General features: G+C 68.2%; 12 protein-coding genes. 8 read left to right on the forward strand and 4 right to left on the reverse strand.

The window, feature by feature from the left end; genetic code table 11:
• The first annotated feature begins 51 nt into the window (after positions 1-51).
• Genes ACFY60_RS02750 through ACFY60_RS02760 form a run of 3 tightly spaced genes read left to right on the forward strand, consistent with a single transcriptional unit; the run spans position 52 to position 5,841 of the window.
• On the forward strand, positions 52-2,847 hold the full coding sequence (locus ACFY60_RS02750; RefSeq protein ID WP_388607350.1) for a Z1 domain-containing protein: 2,796 nt from the start codon (positions 52-54) through the stop codon (positions 2,845-2,847).
• Positions 2,844-3,848 carry a PD-(D/E)XK motif protein gene (locus ACFY60_RS02755; protein WP_388607348.1) on the forward strand — a complete coding sequence of 335 codons (1,005 nt, stop codon included), beginning with the start codon at positions 2,844-2,846 and terminating at the stop codon, positions 3,846-3,848. The genes ACFY60_RS02750 and ACFY60_RS02755 overlap by 4 nt, the downstream gene beginning before the upstream one ends.
• Positions 3,841-5,841: an AIPR family protein gene (locus ACFY60_RS02760; RefSeq protein WP_388607347.1), complete on the forward strand. Its 2,001-nt coding sequence runs from the start codon at positions 3,841-3,843 to the stop codon at positions 5,839-5,841. The genes ACFY60_RS02755 and ACFY60_RS02760 overlap by 8 nt, the downstream gene beginning before the upstream one ends.
• Positions 5,842-5,907: 66 nt before the next feature.
• Here the strand turns inward: ACFY60_RS02760 and ACFY60_RS02765 are convergent, their stop codons facing one another.
• Positions 5,908-7,848 (reverse strand): DNA cytosine methyltransferase, encoded by a 1,941-nt coding sequence (locus ACFY60_RS02765; RefSeq protein ID WP_388607345.1) that lies wholly within the window; start codon positions 7,846-7,848, stop codon positions 5,908-5,910.
• Positions 7,849-8,289: 441 nt separating this feature from the next.
• Positions 8,290-9,378 carry a redox-regulated ATPase YchF gene (gene ychF, locus ACFY60_RS02770; protein ID WP_388607343.1) on the reverse strand — a complete coding sequence of 363 codons (1,089 nt, stop codon included), beginning with the start codon at positions 9,376-9,378 and terminating at the stop codon, positions 8,290-8,292.
• A gap of 161 nt (positions 9,379-9,539) precedes the next feature.
• Between ychF and ACFY60_RS02775 the strand changes: the two genes are divergently transcribed.
• On the forward strand, positions 9,540-10,244 hold the full coding sequence (locus ACFY60_RS02775) for a DUF6542 domain-containing protein (RefSeq protein ID WP_388607341.1): 705 nt from the start codon (positions 9,540-9,542) through the stop codon (positions 10,242-10,244).
• 157 nt (positions 10,245-10,401) lie between these two features.
• On the opposite strand, the gene ppgK is transcribed toward ACFY60_RS02775, so the two are convergent.
• The gene (gene ppgK, locus ACFY60_RS02780) at positions 10,402-11,178 is read right to left on the reverse strand and encodes a polyphosphate--glucose phosphotransferase (RefSeq protein WP_388607338.1); all 777 of its coding nucleotides are present in this window, start codon (positions 11,176-11,178) and stop codon (positions 10,402-10,404) included.
• A gap of 30 nt (positions 11,179-11,208) precedes the next feature.
• The gene (locus tag ACFY60_RS02785; protein ID WP_388607336.1) at positions 11,209-12,210 is read right to left on the reverse strand and encodes a 4-hydroxy-3-methylbut-2-enyl diphosphate reductase; all 1,002 of its coding nucleotides are present in this window, start codon (positions 12,208-12,210) and stop codon (positions 11,209-11,211) included.
• Positions 12,211-12,264: 54 nt separating this feature from the next.
• On the opposite strand from ACFY60_RS02785, the gene ACFY60_RS02790 reads away from it, so the two are divergent.
• From ACFY60_RS02790 to ACFY60_RS02805, 4 genes are all read left to right on the forward strand, one after another.
• Positions 12,265-13,632 (forward strand): APC family permease, encoded by a 1,368-nt coding sequence (locus ACFY60_RS02790; RefSeq protein ID WP_388607335.1) that lies wholly within the window; start codon positions 12,265-12,267, stop codon positions 13,630-13,632.
• A 95-nt stretch (positions 13,633-13,727) separates the two neighbouring features.
• Positions 13,728-14,945 (forward strand): exodeoxyribonuclease VII large subunit, encoded by a 1,218-nt coding sequence (xseA, locus tag ACFY60_RS02795; protein WP_388607333.1) that lies wholly within the window; start codon positions 13,728-13,730, stop codon positions 14,943-14,945.
• 48 nt (positions 14,946-14,993) lie between these two features.
• The gene (locus ACFY60_RS02800; protein WP_388607331.1) at positions 14,994-15,278 is read left to right on the forward strand and encodes an exodeoxyribonuclease VII small subunit; all 285 of its coding nucleotides are present in this window, start codon (positions 14,994-14,996) and stop codon (positions 15,276-15,278) included.
• A gap of 291 nt (positions 15,279-15,569) precedes the next feature.
• Positions 15,570-16,160 (forward strand): malonic semialdehyde reductase, encoded by a 591-nt coding sequence (locus tag ACFY60_RS02805; protein ID WP_309051797.1) that lies wholly within the window; start codon positions 15,570-15,572, stop codon positions 16,158-16,160.
• The last annotated feature ends 77 nt before the right edge of the window (positions 16,161-16,237 follow it).

Here is a 16,237-nt window from a genome sequence, read left to right on the forward strand (position 1 = left end):
CGACGCTCATTCCTCCGTTCATCCCATCCCCACCGCCGCTTGGAGGCATCTGTGGACCCGGCTGTCGACAAAGACTTGGCCCGTGCCCTGAAGGCCGCGATCCAGCTTCTCCCCGAGGACCGTCAGGCCACACCGGAGGACGTGTCGAAAGCCGTCAGTGGCGCGGTGATGATCGCCGAGCTGCAGGGTGGGGCGGTGATCGACGCCGAAGAACTTCGCAAACTGGTCGAGGCGCGGACCAACATCTTCCAAGAGGCCTCCGCCGCCATCAGCGACGGGACCGGGCACATCCCCTGGTTGCCGGACGCCAAGAATGACCGTAAGTGGCCGTTCTGGGAGCGCTACGAGCGCTATCTGTCGTGGGTACGCGACATGCCCGCACAGGTCGTCCGAAGCATCGACCGCACCACCGACGAGGTGCTCGGTGAGCTTGAGGACCCCAATCGGCCGGGTCAGTGGCGTCGCCGGGGACTCGTCATCGGACAGGTCCAGTCCGGTAAGACCGGTCAGTTCATCGGCCTGGCCGCCAAGGCCGCCGACGCCGGATACAAGCTCATCGTGGTCTTCGCAGGTATCCACAACGACCTGCGGGCGCAGACCCAGCTCCGTATCGACGAGGGCCTGCTCGGCTTCGACACCCAGTTCCAGCTCCGGTCCGACCAGGAAGGGGCCAATTACTACATCGGCGTAGGGAACATGGCCGGAGAAGGGCGCCTCGCCATCGCCTCGTTGACCAACAGTGCAGAGGATGGCGACTTCAACGGCAAGACGGCTTCCAAGGCCAACCTGCCGATCGGACATTTTCCGATCATTCTGGTCGTCAAAAAGCATCCCAAGATGATCAACCATCTTCGATCCTGGGTGACCGACAAACACGGCGTCGAAGACTCGGCCACCGGACGCCGCACCGTTCGCGACATCCCGATTTTCGTCATCGATGACGAGGCGGACAACGCGTCCATCAACACCGCCGACATCGACGCCGACCCCACCAAGATCAACTCCTGTATCCGCGAACTTCTGGCGAGTTTTGAGAAGTCGGCGTACGTGGGCTACACAGCGACCCCGTACGCGAACATCTACATCGACCCCGACGCCGATCACGGCACCTACGGGAACGATCTCTTCCCTGAAAGTTTCATTCGCACGCTGCGCGCCCCCTCCAATTACCTGGGACCTGAGAGGGTCTTCGGCCTCACGGCCTATTCCGAGGAGGAGGAGGACATCGAACCGCTGCCGCTCGTGCGGTACGCGGAGGACACGGACACCTGGGTACCGGACAAGCACAAGTCCGGATGGGTACCTACGGCCGACCTTCCGGCCAGTCTGGTCACGGCCGTGCAGTCCTTCGTGCTGGCCTGCGCCGCGCGGCGGGCTCGGGGGCAGGTCAATGTTCACAATTCGATGCTGGTCCACGTCACGCGATTCACAAGCGTTCAGGGGCACGTACGGGATCAGATCGAAGATTACGTGCGCCTCCTGCAGCACAGCTTGCGAGATCGCTACGGCACGGCCTCCCGCGACCTCACGGAGGAGCTCCGTGAGCTCTGGGAGAAGGATTTCGTCGACACGACCCACTTCTTCACGGCCGAGGACGCGCCCCGCCTCTCGTGGGAAGCGGTGACGGCGGAAATTTTGCCCTCCCTGTTGAAGATCCAGGTGAAAGCGATCAACGGTGTGGCCAAGGACGCACTTGACTACTACACAAACCGCGACAAGGGTCTCTACGTCATCGCTGTGGGCGGCCAGAAGCTGTCACGTGGACTGACTCTCGAAGGCCTCTCCGTAAGCTACTATCTTCGATTCGCCAAAACGTACGACACACTGCTGCAGATGGGACGCTGGTTCGGTTACCGACCGGGCTACGAAGATCTCTGCCGCCTGTACACGACACCGCAGCTGGAGGCCGCTTACCGAGAGGTCACGGTCGCCACGGATGAACTGCGCCGCGACATCGAGGAGATGTCCGTGCTGGGCTATACGCCGAAGCAGTTCGGCCTCAAAGTGCGGACCTCCTCCCTGGGGCTGAGCATCACCGCCACGAACAAGATGCGGCAGGGCACAAAGGTCAGACTGAGCTACTCCGGGGAGCTCGCCGAAACGACGATCTTCCCGCTCGCCGACGGTGTCCCGGAGAGAAACTTCAAGAGTCTGCAGACCTTCACAGACCTGTTGCTCACGCACTCGAAGCCCCGCGTGGACGACAGAACCGGCAGCCTCGTCTGGGCCGACCTCCCCCCGGAGACCGTGGCAGGAGGCTTTTTCGACACCTACAAGTCGGCTCCGGAAGCGAACCGAATCCGGCCTGAGCTCATCGCCGAGTACATCCGGCACTGTGCACGCCATGGCGAGCTTGGCCGGTGGACCGTGCGCATCGTCTCCCGTAAGGACGCCGCGACCACCACGGAGCTCGCCGGCCATACTCTTGGCCCCGTCGTCCGCGCCGCCTCCAACACGGCGCGCACGGCGCCCGACCGGCACACGATCAAGCGCGTCCTCAGCCCGAAGGACGAGGCACTCGACCTCGACAACGAGCAGTACGAAGCAGCCCTCGCGAAGACCAAGGAGCTCGCACTGGGGGAGATCAGGCGGAACGGCGAGCCGCGCGACCCCGCGCTGCCGTCCAGTTTCCAGATTCGGATGCAACGACGGCATGACCAGCCTCTGCTGCTTCTGTACCTGATCCAAGCTCCCGAGGGCTCCGGAGTGAACACACCACTCATCGGCTTCGCGGCGAGCTTCCCGCTTTCCAGGGCCGACAACGCCAAGGAGTACGTGGTCAACGTGCCCTGGTGGAATCAGGACGACGAGGTCGAGACAGACGAGGCGAACGAGGACGTCAAGTGATCGACGAGAATCTCTGGAAGGAGCTGGAAGCTCCCCAGCCGGATCGGGGGCGTTCCACCCGACGCCTGTTCCCGGAGAGCCCCCACAGCATTCACGTCGGCGTGACACATCCGGCACGCCAGCGCATGCTGGTGGTGCGGGCCGGAGCCAGGGCGGCGGACCGGGCCCGTGATCTGCTGATGGACCTCCGGGAGACACGTGGCTTGAGCCTGTCCTGCAGTTCCGTCAGCAACCGTGAGTTCGAGCTTCAGATTTCTCTCACCGCGGGAGACCTCAGGGAGGTGTTCACGCCTCTAGCAGAGGACATCGCACGTGCAGCCAGGGACGCTGCGCCCGAGACGGTGCTGGAACGCGCGGTACTCCGATTCACTCGCTGGCAGGAACTTCTGCGTCGTGTCGGCGAAACAGGGCTGGGTCGGGACACCCGGCTGGGGCTCTACGCGGAACTGCACTACTTGCGAAGTCACCTGATGCGCTCTCTGCCGGCCGATACGGCTGTGGCGGCGTGGACAGGGCCGGAGGGCAGCAACCAGGACTTCCAGCTGCCGTCCATCGCCATCGAGGTGAAGGCCACTTCCGGGAAGAGTGCTGCCGCCGTACGGATAGCCAACGAACGTCAGCTCGACGACAGGGGCGTCGATCGCTTGGTTCTCGTACGGATCGCCCTCGACGCGCGGCGGGGCGGTACAGGCGAGAGCCTCAACTCGGTGGTGGACGAGATCCGGTCCGCGCTGGGCACGCCCGCGGCCACGGCGGGGTTCGAACAACGGCTCGCCTGGGCCGGTTACCTGCCTCACCAGCGGCACCTGTACGACGAACCCCGTTACACACTGCGTCAGACTGATCTGTGGAACGTCGACGAGGAGTTTCCTCGGATCGTGGAGACCGGCCTTCCCGCCGGCGTAGGAAACTGCTCCTACGAGATCAGCGTCGCTGGACTTGAGAAGCACCGCACAACGACCGACGAGGTCACCGGAGTGATCAGAGGTACTGATGGCTGAGCTGTCCCTTGCCGACTACGCCCGCACGCTCGTGAATGAGATACAGACCCGGGCGGAGGCCGAGGACGGCTCCATCCCGAAGACGTTCACCCGCCGAGTGCTGGAGATGCTGGAGGAAGGCGGCTTCGTCTCCAACACCACCGTCGCCTACCACGAGGGGCACGGAGTCATGGTCTTCGGGTTCGGTTACAGCGAGGACCGGACGGTCCTCGACCTGTACACCGCGGACTTCAACCTGACCCCTACAGCGACCAAGTTGACCAAGGCCGGCATGGAGCGCCAATTCCGGCGCCTTCATGCCTTTCTGCGGAAGACCAGTAAAATCCAGCCTCACTTCGATCCGATCGATGAGGTGTACCAGCTCTGCGAGGGCGTCGAGAAGATACTCGCCGATGCCACCCGGATCCGTCTGTTCTTCTTCGCCAACTACGAGTCCACGGCGCGCAGCGGCCCCGAACCGGAACAGTTCGACGGGGTCCCCGTCGAGCACCACCTCTGGGACCTCGGTCGCCTGTACCGGCACGAGACGTCCGGCACAGGTGGAGAGCCGATCATCGTGGACTTCGATCCGCCGCTACCGTGCCTGTCCGTTCAGGGCGGTGACTCGGGCCTCTCGGTCACGCTGGCCGTGGTTCCGGGCCAGCACCTTGCCGAATTGTACGAAGAGCACCGCACCCGACTGCTGGAGCTGAACGTCCGGGCGTATCTCCAGGCCCGAGGCAAGGTCAACGGTGGAATCCGTAAGACTCTCAGGGAGGAGCCCGAGTTCTTCCTGGCCTACAACAACGGCATCACGGCCACGGCGCTGGAGGCGGAGTTCGTCGAGGACTCCGACGGGAACCGGGTGGCGATCAGGAAGCTCACCGGCCTCCAGATCGTCAACGGAGGCCAGACCACCGCAACACTGCACCATGTCCTCAAGCGGGACCGGAAGGACTTGGCGAAGGTCAGTGTGCAGATGAAGCTGACCCTCGTGCAGGAGTCGGACCTCATGGAGATCGTCCCACGCATCTCCGAGTATTCGAACACCCAGAACAAGGTTACTCTGGTCGACTTCTCGTCGAATGACAAGTTCCACGTCGACTTCGAGCGGGTCAGCCGTTCTCTCTGGGCAACGTCGGCCGACGGCACCGGCCAGGACGTCCGGTGGTGGTACGAACGGGCCCGCGGCTCGTACGCGGTGGAGGAGGCGAAGCATGTCACGCCGGCGGCCAGGCGCAAGTTCCGCTCGGACAACCCGCCTGCACGCCGGTTCACCAAGGCCGACCTGGCGAAGTACGTGAATGTGTGGGACGGCCTGCCACATCAGGTTGCCCGAGGCGCTCAGAAGAACTTCGCCGAGTTCCAAGTGCGCGTCAAGGAGAACCCACCGGTCGTCGACGCGGACTACTGCCGTCGGGTCATCGCCATGGGCATCCTCTTCAAGGCGGTCGACCAGGTGGTCAAGAACCATGGGGCCGGCAGCCAGAAGGCCGTGGTCACCACCTACACCATGGCCCGTCTCTGCGAGGCGACAGACCGACGAATCGACCTCGACGGAATCTGGCGGCGTCAAGCGGTCAGCGCCGCCGTCGTCCAAGCCGCCGACGACCTCTGCCCGCGGGTGATGGACATCGTCATCCAGGAGGGCAAACTCGCCACCGAGTGGGGTAAGAACCCCAAGTGCTGGGATGACGTCAAATCGATCGACTGGCAGGTGCCTGACGAACTCGCGGCGGAACTGCTGAGTCAGCCCGTCGACATTCCCATCGACACCCGGGAGGAGGAAGAGGCCCGGCTGGAGAGGCTGAAGGAGATCCCGCTCGCCGACTGGGAAGCCCTCAGCGGGTGGGCACGGGAGACGCGAAGTCTTGAGTTGCACGACCAGCAGATGGCAACCACCGTTGCCACGAAGCTGACAACGGGGAGCGAGATCACTCCGGCCCAGGTCCGCCAAGCCTTGGAGGTCTACGACAGGGCTCTTGCGGGTGGGTTCAGCCCGTACCTGACCTGACGCCTACAGGGCCCGGTCCCAAGAGATCTCGGAACCGGGCCCTGGGCCGTTGCACAGAACCAGGCCCTAGCAAGGCCGGTCCACAGCCTCATCACCGAAAGTGACGCTGTACAAGTCGTCGTCCGCCGGCTTGCCCAAACAGTGCTTCAGCAGCGGACACTTGCGGTCGGGCAAAGAACAGTGCGGCTTCTGCGCCGTGCAGTACTCGTTGCCGATCACCCGTAGGGCTGCCATGCGCAGGGAGGCATTGGTCCCGGCGCCCACCAGCCGGATGAGATTGACCCGTCCGTCGGTCAGCTTGTTCGTCCGGTCCGCCTCACTGTCATTGACCCTGGCACCGACGCGGAGAACGCCCTGCGTTATGAGCAGCAGGTCCTGGTCACCCAGGAGAAGGGTATAGAGGGCTTCCTCGGCGGGCTTGAACCCCAGGGCCTCCGGCACGTCGTACTGGTTCGTCTCCCGCCACGCGTGCCGGTCGTCGACCAAGGGCTTCAGGCGGGCGAGCTTCTCCCGTGCCGACACCGTCGGCGCCTGGCCGAGGAGCTGCTCGAACAAGCGCGCTGTCACGCTCCTCTTGCCTCGCATCGTCTCCATCATGCCGCGCAGCTCGTTCGCCCTGAGGCGGCTGCCGGACATCAAGGCCATGACCGCGGCCTGCGGCGACTTCATCTCAGGGCCTGGAAAGTGGAACCAGGCTTCCTTGTCGCGAGCGGCTTCGGCCCAGTCACTGAGCTCCTGGCGCACCGACCGCCAGTGGGGGATCAGTGGCCGCCCATGCTCCGTCCCTTCCACGGGTGCCACCGCGGCGGCCGCAGCCTTGCCGAGGAGGGGAGGCACCGCGTTCCCGATCTGCCGGAAGGCGTCGCTTCTGGTGCCCGCGAAGCGGAACCGATCGGGGAACGTCTGGATACGGGCAGCCTCTCGGACCGTGAGGGTCCGGTTGTCCTCTGGATGGATGTACCAGTAACCGTCCTTGGCGATGTGTGCCGTGATGGAACGGCTGCGTTTGTCCCAGTCCAGTCGCTTGTACTTGTCGGTGAAATTATCGGCACGATAGCGCCGCAGTTCGGCGGGGATCTGCGAGTACAGGGTCGTCGACGTCATCCCCGAGAAGATCTCCAGATCGTCTTGGCGCACGCGCCTGGTCATGTGATCATGGATGGAGCCGGCGGGTGCACCCGCACGCATCAGGGCGACGAACTCCGACGGATTCTCGGGTTCCTGATATGCGAGTTCCCGCGCTCCCACGCGCTCTCTGGCCTTGACGTCGAATCTCGGCAAATCCGCAATCGCCTCACGCAGTGTGACATCCCGCTCCGCCTTCGGTTGCCAGTCGAAGCGCTCGATGTCGTTACGCGCGAGCAGTATCAAGCGCTTCCTGTGCTGGGGGACGCCGTAGTGCCATGCGTCGACCAGACGGACCTGAGTGGCGTATCCGAGGTCCTCCAGTTTCTCCTCAATGATCCGCACAACGGCGAAGTCGTCCCCAAGGCCCATGTCCGGGACGTTCTCCATCAGCACGGCGCGCGGCTGGACCCGCGTGACGACATCAAGGTACGCCTGCCAGAGCTGCTTACGATGGTCCTTCGGGTCCCTGCCGTGGTTGCGCACCAGATCGCGAATCTTGCTGCGGCCGGCACGGCTGAACGGCTGACACGGCGGACCTCCCGCCACGAGGTCGATCTTGGCTTCCTTGAGAAGGGCCACCAAGCGATCGCGAACCTCCGGATCGCCCAAGTCCATGGGAAGACTCAGCCCTGGAAAGTTATGGGCATGGGTTTCCAAGGCTCGAGTGTCGAAGTCCACCCCGGCAGCGATCGTCCAACCGGCTTCCTCGATGCCGAGGCTGAGTCCCCCCGCTCCCGTGAACAAGTCGGCGGCCAGCCTCCGGTCACGGTGACGCTCGACCCACTCCGAGAAGTTGTCCTCCGTGCAGTGGTCGGGGTGAGGAGGTAGCCCAAGATAGTCCGACCGCTCCAGGGGAACCCCGTACTTCCCCTTCGTCACTGCACTGCCCTCCATATTTTGAATCGCGGTCCCTGAAGCACTGTCCGTCCACCACGTGGCGGGCTCCCGCAGGAAGAGTCACAGCAACACCGGCGAACCGTCGACCCAAACACCAGAATCCGCGGGCAGGTTCTCATCCACCCCCGTACGGAGCCCCGCTCGCGGAAGCTGCGCCCTACGATCTCCGAGATCATCGATGGTACGCGAAGCGTATCGATGCCCCACTCCTCTGTGGACGACGTTCGAGAGTGTTTCCTGGGTTCACAACTGCTGGACCGGAACCCGGAAGACCTGCCGTGCCGCCGGCCTCCCGCCCGGAGCAGACGCACGCTTGAGCGGGAACGGGAGGCGCACCTGCCAGTGAGGGAGATGGTCCACCTCGGCGACGTGCACCTCCGCGCCTTCCACCTTTCAGCCCGTGCCGGCGTGGCAGAGGCCGCCTCACACGTTGAAGCGGAACTCCACCACGTCGCCGTCCTGCATCACGTAGTCCTTGCCCTCCATGCGGGCCTTGCCGGCCGCGCGGGCCTCGGCGACCGAGCCCGTTTCGACGAGGTCGTGGAAGGAGATGACCTCGGCCTTGATGAAGCCCTTCTGGAAGTCGGTGTGGATCACACCGGCGGCCTCGGGGGCCGTGGCGCCCTTCTTGATCGTCCAGGCGCGGGATTCCTTGGGGCCGGCCGTCAGGTAGGTCTGGAGGCCGAGGGTGTCGAACCCGACGCGGGCGAGGGTGGCGAGGCCGGGCTCCTCGGCGCCGACGGACTGGAGGAGCTCCATGGCGTCCTCCTCGTCGAGCTCGGCCAGGTCGGCCTCGAGCTTGGCGTTGAGGAAGATCGCCTCGGCGGGGGCGACGAGGGCGCGCTGCTCGTCCTTGAAGGCCTCGTCGGTGAGCTCGTCCTCGTCGACGTTGAAGACGTAGAGGAAGGGCTTGGTGGTGAGGAGGTGGAGGTCGTGCAGGAGCTCCGCCTTCTCCGAGCCCTGGACGATGCCCTGGGAGAAGAGGGTGTCGCCCTTCTCCAGGATCTGCTGGGCGGCCTCGACCGCGGCGACCTTCGGCGCCACGTCCTTCTTGATCCGGGACTCCTTCTGGAGGCGCGGCAGGACCTTCTCGATGGTCTGGAGGTCGGCGAGGATCAGCTCGGTGTTGATCGTCTCGATGTCGTCCTTGGGCGAGACCTTGCCGTCGACGTGGACGACGTTCTCGTCCTTGAAGGCGCGGATGACCTGGCAGATCGCGTCGGACTCGCGGATGTTCGCGAGGAACTTGTTGCCCAGGCCCTCGCCCTCGCTCGCGCCGCGGACGATGCCGGCGATGTCGACGAAGTCGACCGTGGCCGGGAGGACCCGCTGGGAGTTGAAGATCTCGGCGAGCTTGGTCAGGCGGGCGTCGGGGACGCCGACGACGCCGACGTTGGGCTCGATCGTGGCGAACGGGTAGTTGGCCGCCAGCACGTCGTTCTTGGTCAGGGCGTTGAACAGGGTCGACTTGCCGACATTCGGCAGACCGACGATTCCGATCGTGAGCGACACGGTGGCGACTTCCTGAAGGTGGGTGGGTGGGCCGATCCACCAGTTTACGGGCGGGTGGAACCGGCCGGTGACGGCGACCTTCGGCCGAAGTCGGGGTCAAGGTCACCCAAAGGGCGTGTCCCGGACCGGATTCCCGCCCCTTCCCGACCTACGTTGGTGGAGTGGAGCAGCACAGGACAAGTCAGCCGCAAGGCCGCCGACGGCAGCAAACCCCTCTCGCGCCGCCCGGTGCGCTGGTGGAGGGCGCTGCCGTCTACCGCGTGACCGGCCGCTCCGGACGGACACCCGGGGGCGCCCGCGTCGAACGGGCCGCCGCCGGTACGGGCGCGGCCGGGCGTCCCGGGGACAGGCGGCCCCCGGGGGCGCGGCGACCGGTGCCGCCGGTCGTGCTCGCCCTGCGGCGGCTGCCCTCGCCCCGGCTCACGGGGCTCGGCGCCGGTCTCTTCGCCTGCGCCGCCATGCTGGTGCTCGGCGTCCTCGACCGGGTGCTGTTCGACGGGTCCCCGCTGGTCTACGGGCTGCTGTTCCTGCCGGTCAGCGCGCTGACCGCGCTGTGGGTGCGGCCCGCGGACCTGGTCACGGCGCCCATCGGCGTACCGATCGCGTTCGCCGTCGGGGTCGTCCCCGTCTCCGGCGGTTCGGGGGGCATCGGCGGCCAGGCCATGGCGGTCGTCACGGCCCTCGCCGTGCACGCCGGGTGGCTCTACGGCGGAACGCTCGTCGCCGGGCTCATCGCGAGTGTGCGGAAGGTGCGGGACATGGGGCGGCGGCAGCAGCAGCGCGCCGCTGCCGCCGCCCGCGAGGCGGCCGGACAGCGTCCCGCCGCCGCTCCCCGGCCGGCGCCCTCCCGTCGTACCGCCCCCTAGGGAGTCGTACGACGGGGGCCGGGCCTCGTCCCGCCGGGCCGTACGCGGGTGGCGCGGGGCTCCCGGGGGCGGGCGGCTGCGGGACCCGCGGGCGGGCCCGTCGCGCGCCGCCCGGCGGGTGCCCGGTCCGGCGGGTGCCCGGTCGCCGCGGCGGGTGTCAGGACCCGGCCGACCGGTCCCGGCCGCCGGCTTCAGGTGACGCGGCCGCCATCGCCGCGCCCACGATGCCCGCGTTGTTCTGGAGCTGCGCGGGCACGATCTCCGCGCGGATGTCCTCGATGAAGGGGAGGAACTTGTCCGCCTTGCGGCTCACTCCCCCGCCGATGATGAAGAGCTCGGGCGAGAACAGCATCTCCACGTGCGCCAGGTACTTCTGCAGCCGCCTGGTCGCCCAGTGCTCCCAGGTCAGTTCCTCGTCCTCGCGGGCCTTCGCGGAGGCCCGCTTCTCGGCGTCGTGGCCCTTCAGCTCCAGGTGGCCGAGCTCGGTGTTGGGGACGAGCCGGCCGTCGACGAAGAGGGCCGAGCCGATGCCCGTACCGAGGGTCAGCATGATCACCGTGCCGGTGCGGCCGCGGCCGGCGCCGAAGGTCATCTCGGCGAGGCCGGCCGCGTCGGCGTCGTTGAGGACGGTCACGGGGAGACCGCCGACGCGCTCACCGATGAGCCGGGCCGCGTCGACGCCGATCCAGCCCTTGTCGACGTTCGCCGCGGTACGGATGGTCGAACCGGTCACCACGCCGGGGAAGGTCACCCCGATGGGACCGGACCACCCGAAGTGCTCCACCACCTCCGCGACGCAGCCCGCCACACCGTCGGGTGTGGCGGGCTGCGGGGTCAGTACCTTGTGACGTTCCTCGGCGAGAGCACCCCGTTCCAGATCCACGGGGGCGCCCTTGATGCCCGAGCCGCCGATGTCCACTCCGAAGACGTTCATGGAATCACCGTATGGGCACCGGGCCCGAAGTTACTCCTTGACGAGCCCGGCGGCCTCGGCGCGCAGGTCGCGGCGGAGTTCCTTCGGGAGGGAGAAGGTGAGGGACTCGTCGGCGGTCTTGACGATCTCCACGTCCACGTAGCCGCGCTCGGACAGCCACTCCAGGACCTCCTGGACGAGGACGTCCGGGACGGAGGCGCCGGAGGAGAGGCCGACGGTGGTCACGCCCTCCAGCCACGCCTCGTCGATCTCGCTCGCGAAGTCGACCAGGTGGGCGGCGGGGACGCCGGCCTGGAGGGCGACGTCGACCATGCGCTGCGAGTTCGAGGAGTTCTTCGATCCGACCACGATGACGAGCTCGGCGTCGCCGGCCAGCTCCTTGATGGCCAGCTGGCGGTTCTGCGTGGCGTAGCAGATGTCGTCCGACGGCGGGGAGATGAGCTGCGGGAACTTCTCCTTCAGCGCGTCGACCGTCTCCATCGTCTCGTCGACCGAGAGGGTGGTCTGGGAGAGCCAGACGACCCGGGAGGGGTCGCGGACCTCGACCTTGGCGACGTCCTCGGGGCCGTCGACCAGCTGGATGTGGTCGGGGGCCTCGCCGGAGGTGCCGATGACCTCCTCGTGGCCCTCGTGGCCGATGAGGAGGATGTCGAAGTCCTCCTTGGCGAAGCGGACGGCTTCCTTGTGGACCTTGGTGACCAGGGGGCAGGTGGCGTCGATGGTGGCGAGGCGGCCCTGGCGGGCCTCCTCGTGGACGGTCGGGGCGACGCCGTGCGCGGAGAACATCACGATGTTGCCCGGCGGCACCTCGGTCGCCTGGTCGACGAAGATCGCGCCCTTCCGCTCCAGGGTCTGGACGACGTACTTGTTGTGGACGATCTCGTGCCGGACGTAGATCGGCGCCCCGTACTGCTCCAGGGCCTTCTCCACGGCGATCACGGCACGGTCCACGCCCGCGCAGTAGCCGCGGGGAGCGGCGAGCAGGACACGCTTCGGGCGGTTGGTCGCGGGCGTTGCAGTCATGCGTCCCATCGTAAGGCCGCGTCGGTCGCCGTTTTGATCGGCGGCGTGGCCGAAACTGGGCCCATGGCTCAGGACGCGCGGGTGGCGGATCACGGGACACTGCGCCGGAACCTCGGGTTTCGGGATCTGGTCGTGTACGGCCTGCTGTTCATCGCGCCCATGGCGCCGGTCGGCGTCTTCGGCACGCTGGACGCCCGGTCGCACGGGGCGGTCGCCCTCGTGTACGTGGTGGCCACGGTCGCCATGGCGTTCACCGCCTTCAGCTACGCGCAGATGGTGCGCGTCGCCCCGCAGGCCGGCTCGGTCTTCACGTACGCCCGCAAGGGGCTCGGCGAGGGACCGGGATTCATCGCCGGGTGGATGGCGATGCTCGACTACCTGCTGATCCCTGCCGTCGCCTACCTCTTCGCGGGCATCGCCATGGAGGCGCTGGTCCCGGGGGTGGACCGGTGGATCTGGACGGGGATCGCGGTCGTGATCACCACCCTGCTCAACCTGTGGGGCGTCCGCGCGGCCGCCCGCGTCGGCTTCGCGGTGCTGGCGATGGAGATCGCCGTCCTGCTCGTGTTCGTCGTCTCGGCCGTGGTGGTGCTCGTACGGGACGGGGCGCGGCGCGACTGGTGGTCTCCGCTCACCGGGGACCTGTCGTTCTCGCTCGCGGCGGTCGTCGGTGCGGTGTCGGTGGCCGTGCTGTCGTACCTGGGCTTCGACGCCATCGCCTCGTTCGCGGAGGAGGTCACGGGCGGTTCGCGGAAGGTGGCGCGGGCGGTGCTGTTCTGCCTGGCGCTCGCGGGCGTCCTGTTCGTGGCGCAGACCTGGCTCGTGGCGCTCCTCGAACCGCTCTCCTCGGCCGAGCTCGCGGCCGACCCCGCGAAGCAGGGCTCTGCCTTCTACGACGCGGTCGACTCGTCCGTGGGCGGCTGGCTGCACGATCTCGTCGCGGTGTCGAAGGCCATCGGCGCGGCTTTCGCCGCACTGGCCGGACAGGCGGCCGGCGGACGGCTGCTGTTCGCGATGGGCCGTGACCGGCGGCTGCCGCACGTGCTGGCCCGTACGGACGCGGGCGTGCCGCGCGTGGCGCTGCTCGTGGCGGCGACGGTGACGATGATCGCGGCGGTGTGGGCGGCCCGGCGGGACGACGGCCTCGACCACCTGGTGTCGGTGGTGGACGTCGGCGCGCTCACGGCCTTCGTCCTGCTGCACGCGAGCGTGGTGGGGTGGTTCGCCGTACGGCGGGCCGAGGGGCCGCCGCACTGGCTGAAGCACGTCGTCCTGCCGGTGCTCGGCGCGGCGATCCTGATCGCGGTGATCGTGGAGGCCTCGCGCGCGGCGCAGGTGGTGGGCGCGGTGTGGCTGGCCGTCGGTCTCGTCGTCCTGGCGGTGCAGGGGACGGCCCGGGGCGCGCGGGGCGCGGGGAGCACGCGGGGCTGAGCTCCGACGGCCGGGGCCCGAGGCGTACGGCCCTGACCACGCCCCCGAGGGCACGCGGTCCTGACGTTGTCGGACCTCGCCGTTACGCTCGGTGCATGGGTCTGACTACGTCCGCCGAAACTCCCCTCCCCGTCGGGCAGGTCTCCCGGCTGATCGGCGGGTGGATCGACCGGCTCGGGGCGATCTGGGTCGAGGGGCAGATCACGCAGCTCTCCCGGCGCCCCGGCGCCGGGGTCGTCTTCCTGACGCTGCGCGATCCGTCGCACGACATCTCCATCGGCGTCACGTGCTACCGGCAGGTGTTCGACGCGGTGGCGGACGTCGTGTCGGAGGGTGCCCGGGTCGTCGTGCACGCGAAACCGGAGTGGTACGCGCCGCGGGGGCAGCTGTCGCTGCGGGCGGCCGAGATCAGACCGGTCGGGATCGGGGAGCTGCTGGCCCGCCTGGAGCAGTTGAAGCGGAGCCTGGCCTCGGAGGGGCTGTTCGCCCTGGACCGGAAGCGGCCGCTGCCGTTCCTGCCGCAGCTGGTCGGTCTGGTCTGCGGCCGGGCCTCGGCGGCCGAGCGGGACGTCCTGGAGAACGCACGGCGGCGCTGGCCCGCCGTCCGCTTCGAGGTGCGGAACGTGGCGGTGCAGGGCGTCCGGGCCGTGCCGCAGGTGATCCAGGCGGTGAGGGAGCTCGACGCGCACGAGGGCGTGGACGTGATCATCGTGGCGCGGGGCGGCGGCAGCGTCGAGGACCTGCTGCCGTTCTCCGACGAGCAGCTGATCCGGGCGGTGGCCGACTGCCGTACGCCGGTCGTGTCCGCGATCGGCCACGAACCGGACGCGCCGCTGCTCGACCTGGTGGCGGATCTGCGCGCCTCGACGCCGACGGACGCGGCCAAGAAGGTCGTGCCCGATGTCGGCGAGGAACTCGAGCGGGTGCGGGGTCTGCGGGACCGGGCCCTGCGGACCGTGCGGGGGCTCCTGGAGCGGGAGGAGCGCGGCCTGGCGCACGCGCTGGCCCGGCCCGTCATGGAGCACCCGCAGCGGATGGTGGAGGTCCGCGAGGACGAGATCGACGCGCTCCTGGCGCGGAGCCGGCGGGTGCTGGGCCACCTGCTGGACCGGGCGGACTCGGAGCTGTCGCACACCCGGGCGCGGGTCCGGGCACTCTCCCCGGCCGCGACGATGGAGCGCGGGTACGCGGTGCTCCAGCGGGCCGGCGGGGCCGTGGTCCGCTCCCCGGAGGAGGTCGCGGACGGCGAGGACCTGCGGGCCCGGGTGGCGGAGGGCGAGTTCGCGGTACGCCGGGTGCCGGGCGCCCCCTAGGGGGTGCGGCAGCCGGTGGAACAGACACGACACGGAGGACGGAAGCGGATGGCGAGCGGTACGGGTACGGAGGCGGGCGTGGGCCTGGAGGCGGCGCTCGGGTACGAGCAGGCGCGGGACGAACTGATCGAGGTGGTCCGGCGCCTGGAGCAGGGCGGTACGACGCTGGAGGAGTCCCTTGCGCTGTGGGAGCGCGGGGAGGAGCTGGCGAAGGTCTGCCGGCACTGGCTGGAGGGCGCGCGGGCCCGCCTCGACGCCTCCCTGGCGGCGGAGCGGGCGGCCGGGGGCGGCGCGGACGGGGACGAGGACGCGGACGCGGACGACGAGGGCTGACGGGCGGCTTCCGCGCCCCGGGGGGGGTGCCCGGCCGGGCTCGTACGGGAGGGACACCGGCGGGGCCCGGGGTGCCCGCCTCTCGTGTACGACCGCCCGCCTCCTCCCCGGACCGTGCTTCTGTCCTGTTCACGACCAGTCGGCCGCCCGGACCCGTAGACTCTGCGAACGTGAAGCGGATCACTATCCGCATGGGTTAGTTGAATTTTCATCAATCCCGGGCGTACTGTCGAGGACGTCGCCCGCACTCCCCTCGCGAGCACTCCTCTTGCAGTCCGGAAGGTACGCAGCATGTCTCTCGTTCTTGACCCCGCCGCCCAGGACCTCCTCTTCCGCGAGGCCCGTACCGCCAACACGTTCACCGACGAGCCGGTGACCGACGAGCAGGTCCAGGCGATCTACGACCTGGTGAAGTACGGCCCGACCGCGTTCAACCAGACCCCGCTGCGCATCACCCTGGTCCGGTCGCCCGAGGCCCGTGAGCGCCTGGTCAAGCACATGGCCGAGGGCAACCAGGCGAAGACCGCCGCCGCCCCGCTGGTCGCGATCCTCTCCGCCGACAACGAGTTCCACGAGGAGCTCCCGGCGCTGCTCCCGCACTTCCCGCAGGCCAAGGACATGTTCTTCGCCGAGCGCCCGGCCCGCGAGCAGTCCGCCCTGTTCAACGCCGCCCTCCAGGCCGCCTACTTCATCGTGGGCGTGCGCGCCGCCGGCCTGGCCGCCGGCCCGATGACCGGCCTGGACTTCGCCGGCCTCCAGAAGGAGTTCCTGGACGACGACCACACCCCGCTGATGGTCGTCAACATCGGCAAGCCGGGCGAGGACGCCTGGTTCCCGCGCTCCCCGCGCCTGGCCTACGACGAGGTCGTCACCACCGTCTGACGCCGCCGCGCCGCCCGTGGAGTGCGGGAAAGCCCCCGAGTGCCGAGCACTCGGGGGCTTTCCCGTATCCGGTCGTC

It is taken from the genome of Streptomyces sp. NPDC012827 (assembly GCF_042900905.1).
Lineage (GTDB): Bacteria > Actinomycetota > Actinomycetes > Streptomycetales > Streptomycetaceae > Streptomyces > Streptomyces gulbargensis.

What these genes read in the sequence shown, in the direction of transcription:
- ppgK (WP_388607338.1), bottom strand. Translation starts at nt 11,178, where the DNA reads ATGAACGTCTTCGGAGTGGACATCGGCGGCTCGGGCATCAAGGGCGCC.
- ACFY60_RS02790 (WP_388607335.1), top strand. Translation starts at nt 12,265, where the DNA reads ATGGCTCAGGACGCGCGGGTGGCGGATCACGGGACACTGCGCCGGAAC.
- ACFY60_RS02805 (WP_309051797.1), top strand. Translation starts at nt 15,570, where the DNA reads ATGTCTCTCGTTCTTGACCCCGCCGCCCAGGACCTCCTCTTCCGCGAG.
- xseA (WP_388607333.1), top strand. Translation starts at nt 13,728, where the DNA reads ATGGGTCTGACTACGTCCGCCGAAACTCCCCTCCCCGTCGGGCAGGTC.
- ACFY60_RS02800 (WP_388607331.1), top strand. Translation starts at nt 14,994, where the DNA reads ATGGCGAGCGGTACGGGTACGGAGGCGGGCGTGGGCCTGGAGGCGGCG.
- ACFY60_RS02760 (WP_388607347.1), top strand. Translation starts at nt 3,841, where the DNA reads ATGGCTGAGCTGTCCCTTGCCGACTACGCCCGCACGCTCGTGAATGAG.
- ACFY60_RS02785 (WP_388607336.1), bottom strand. Translation starts at nt 12,210, where the DNA reads ATGGGACGCATGACTGCAACGCCCGCGACCAACCGCCCGAAGCGTGTC.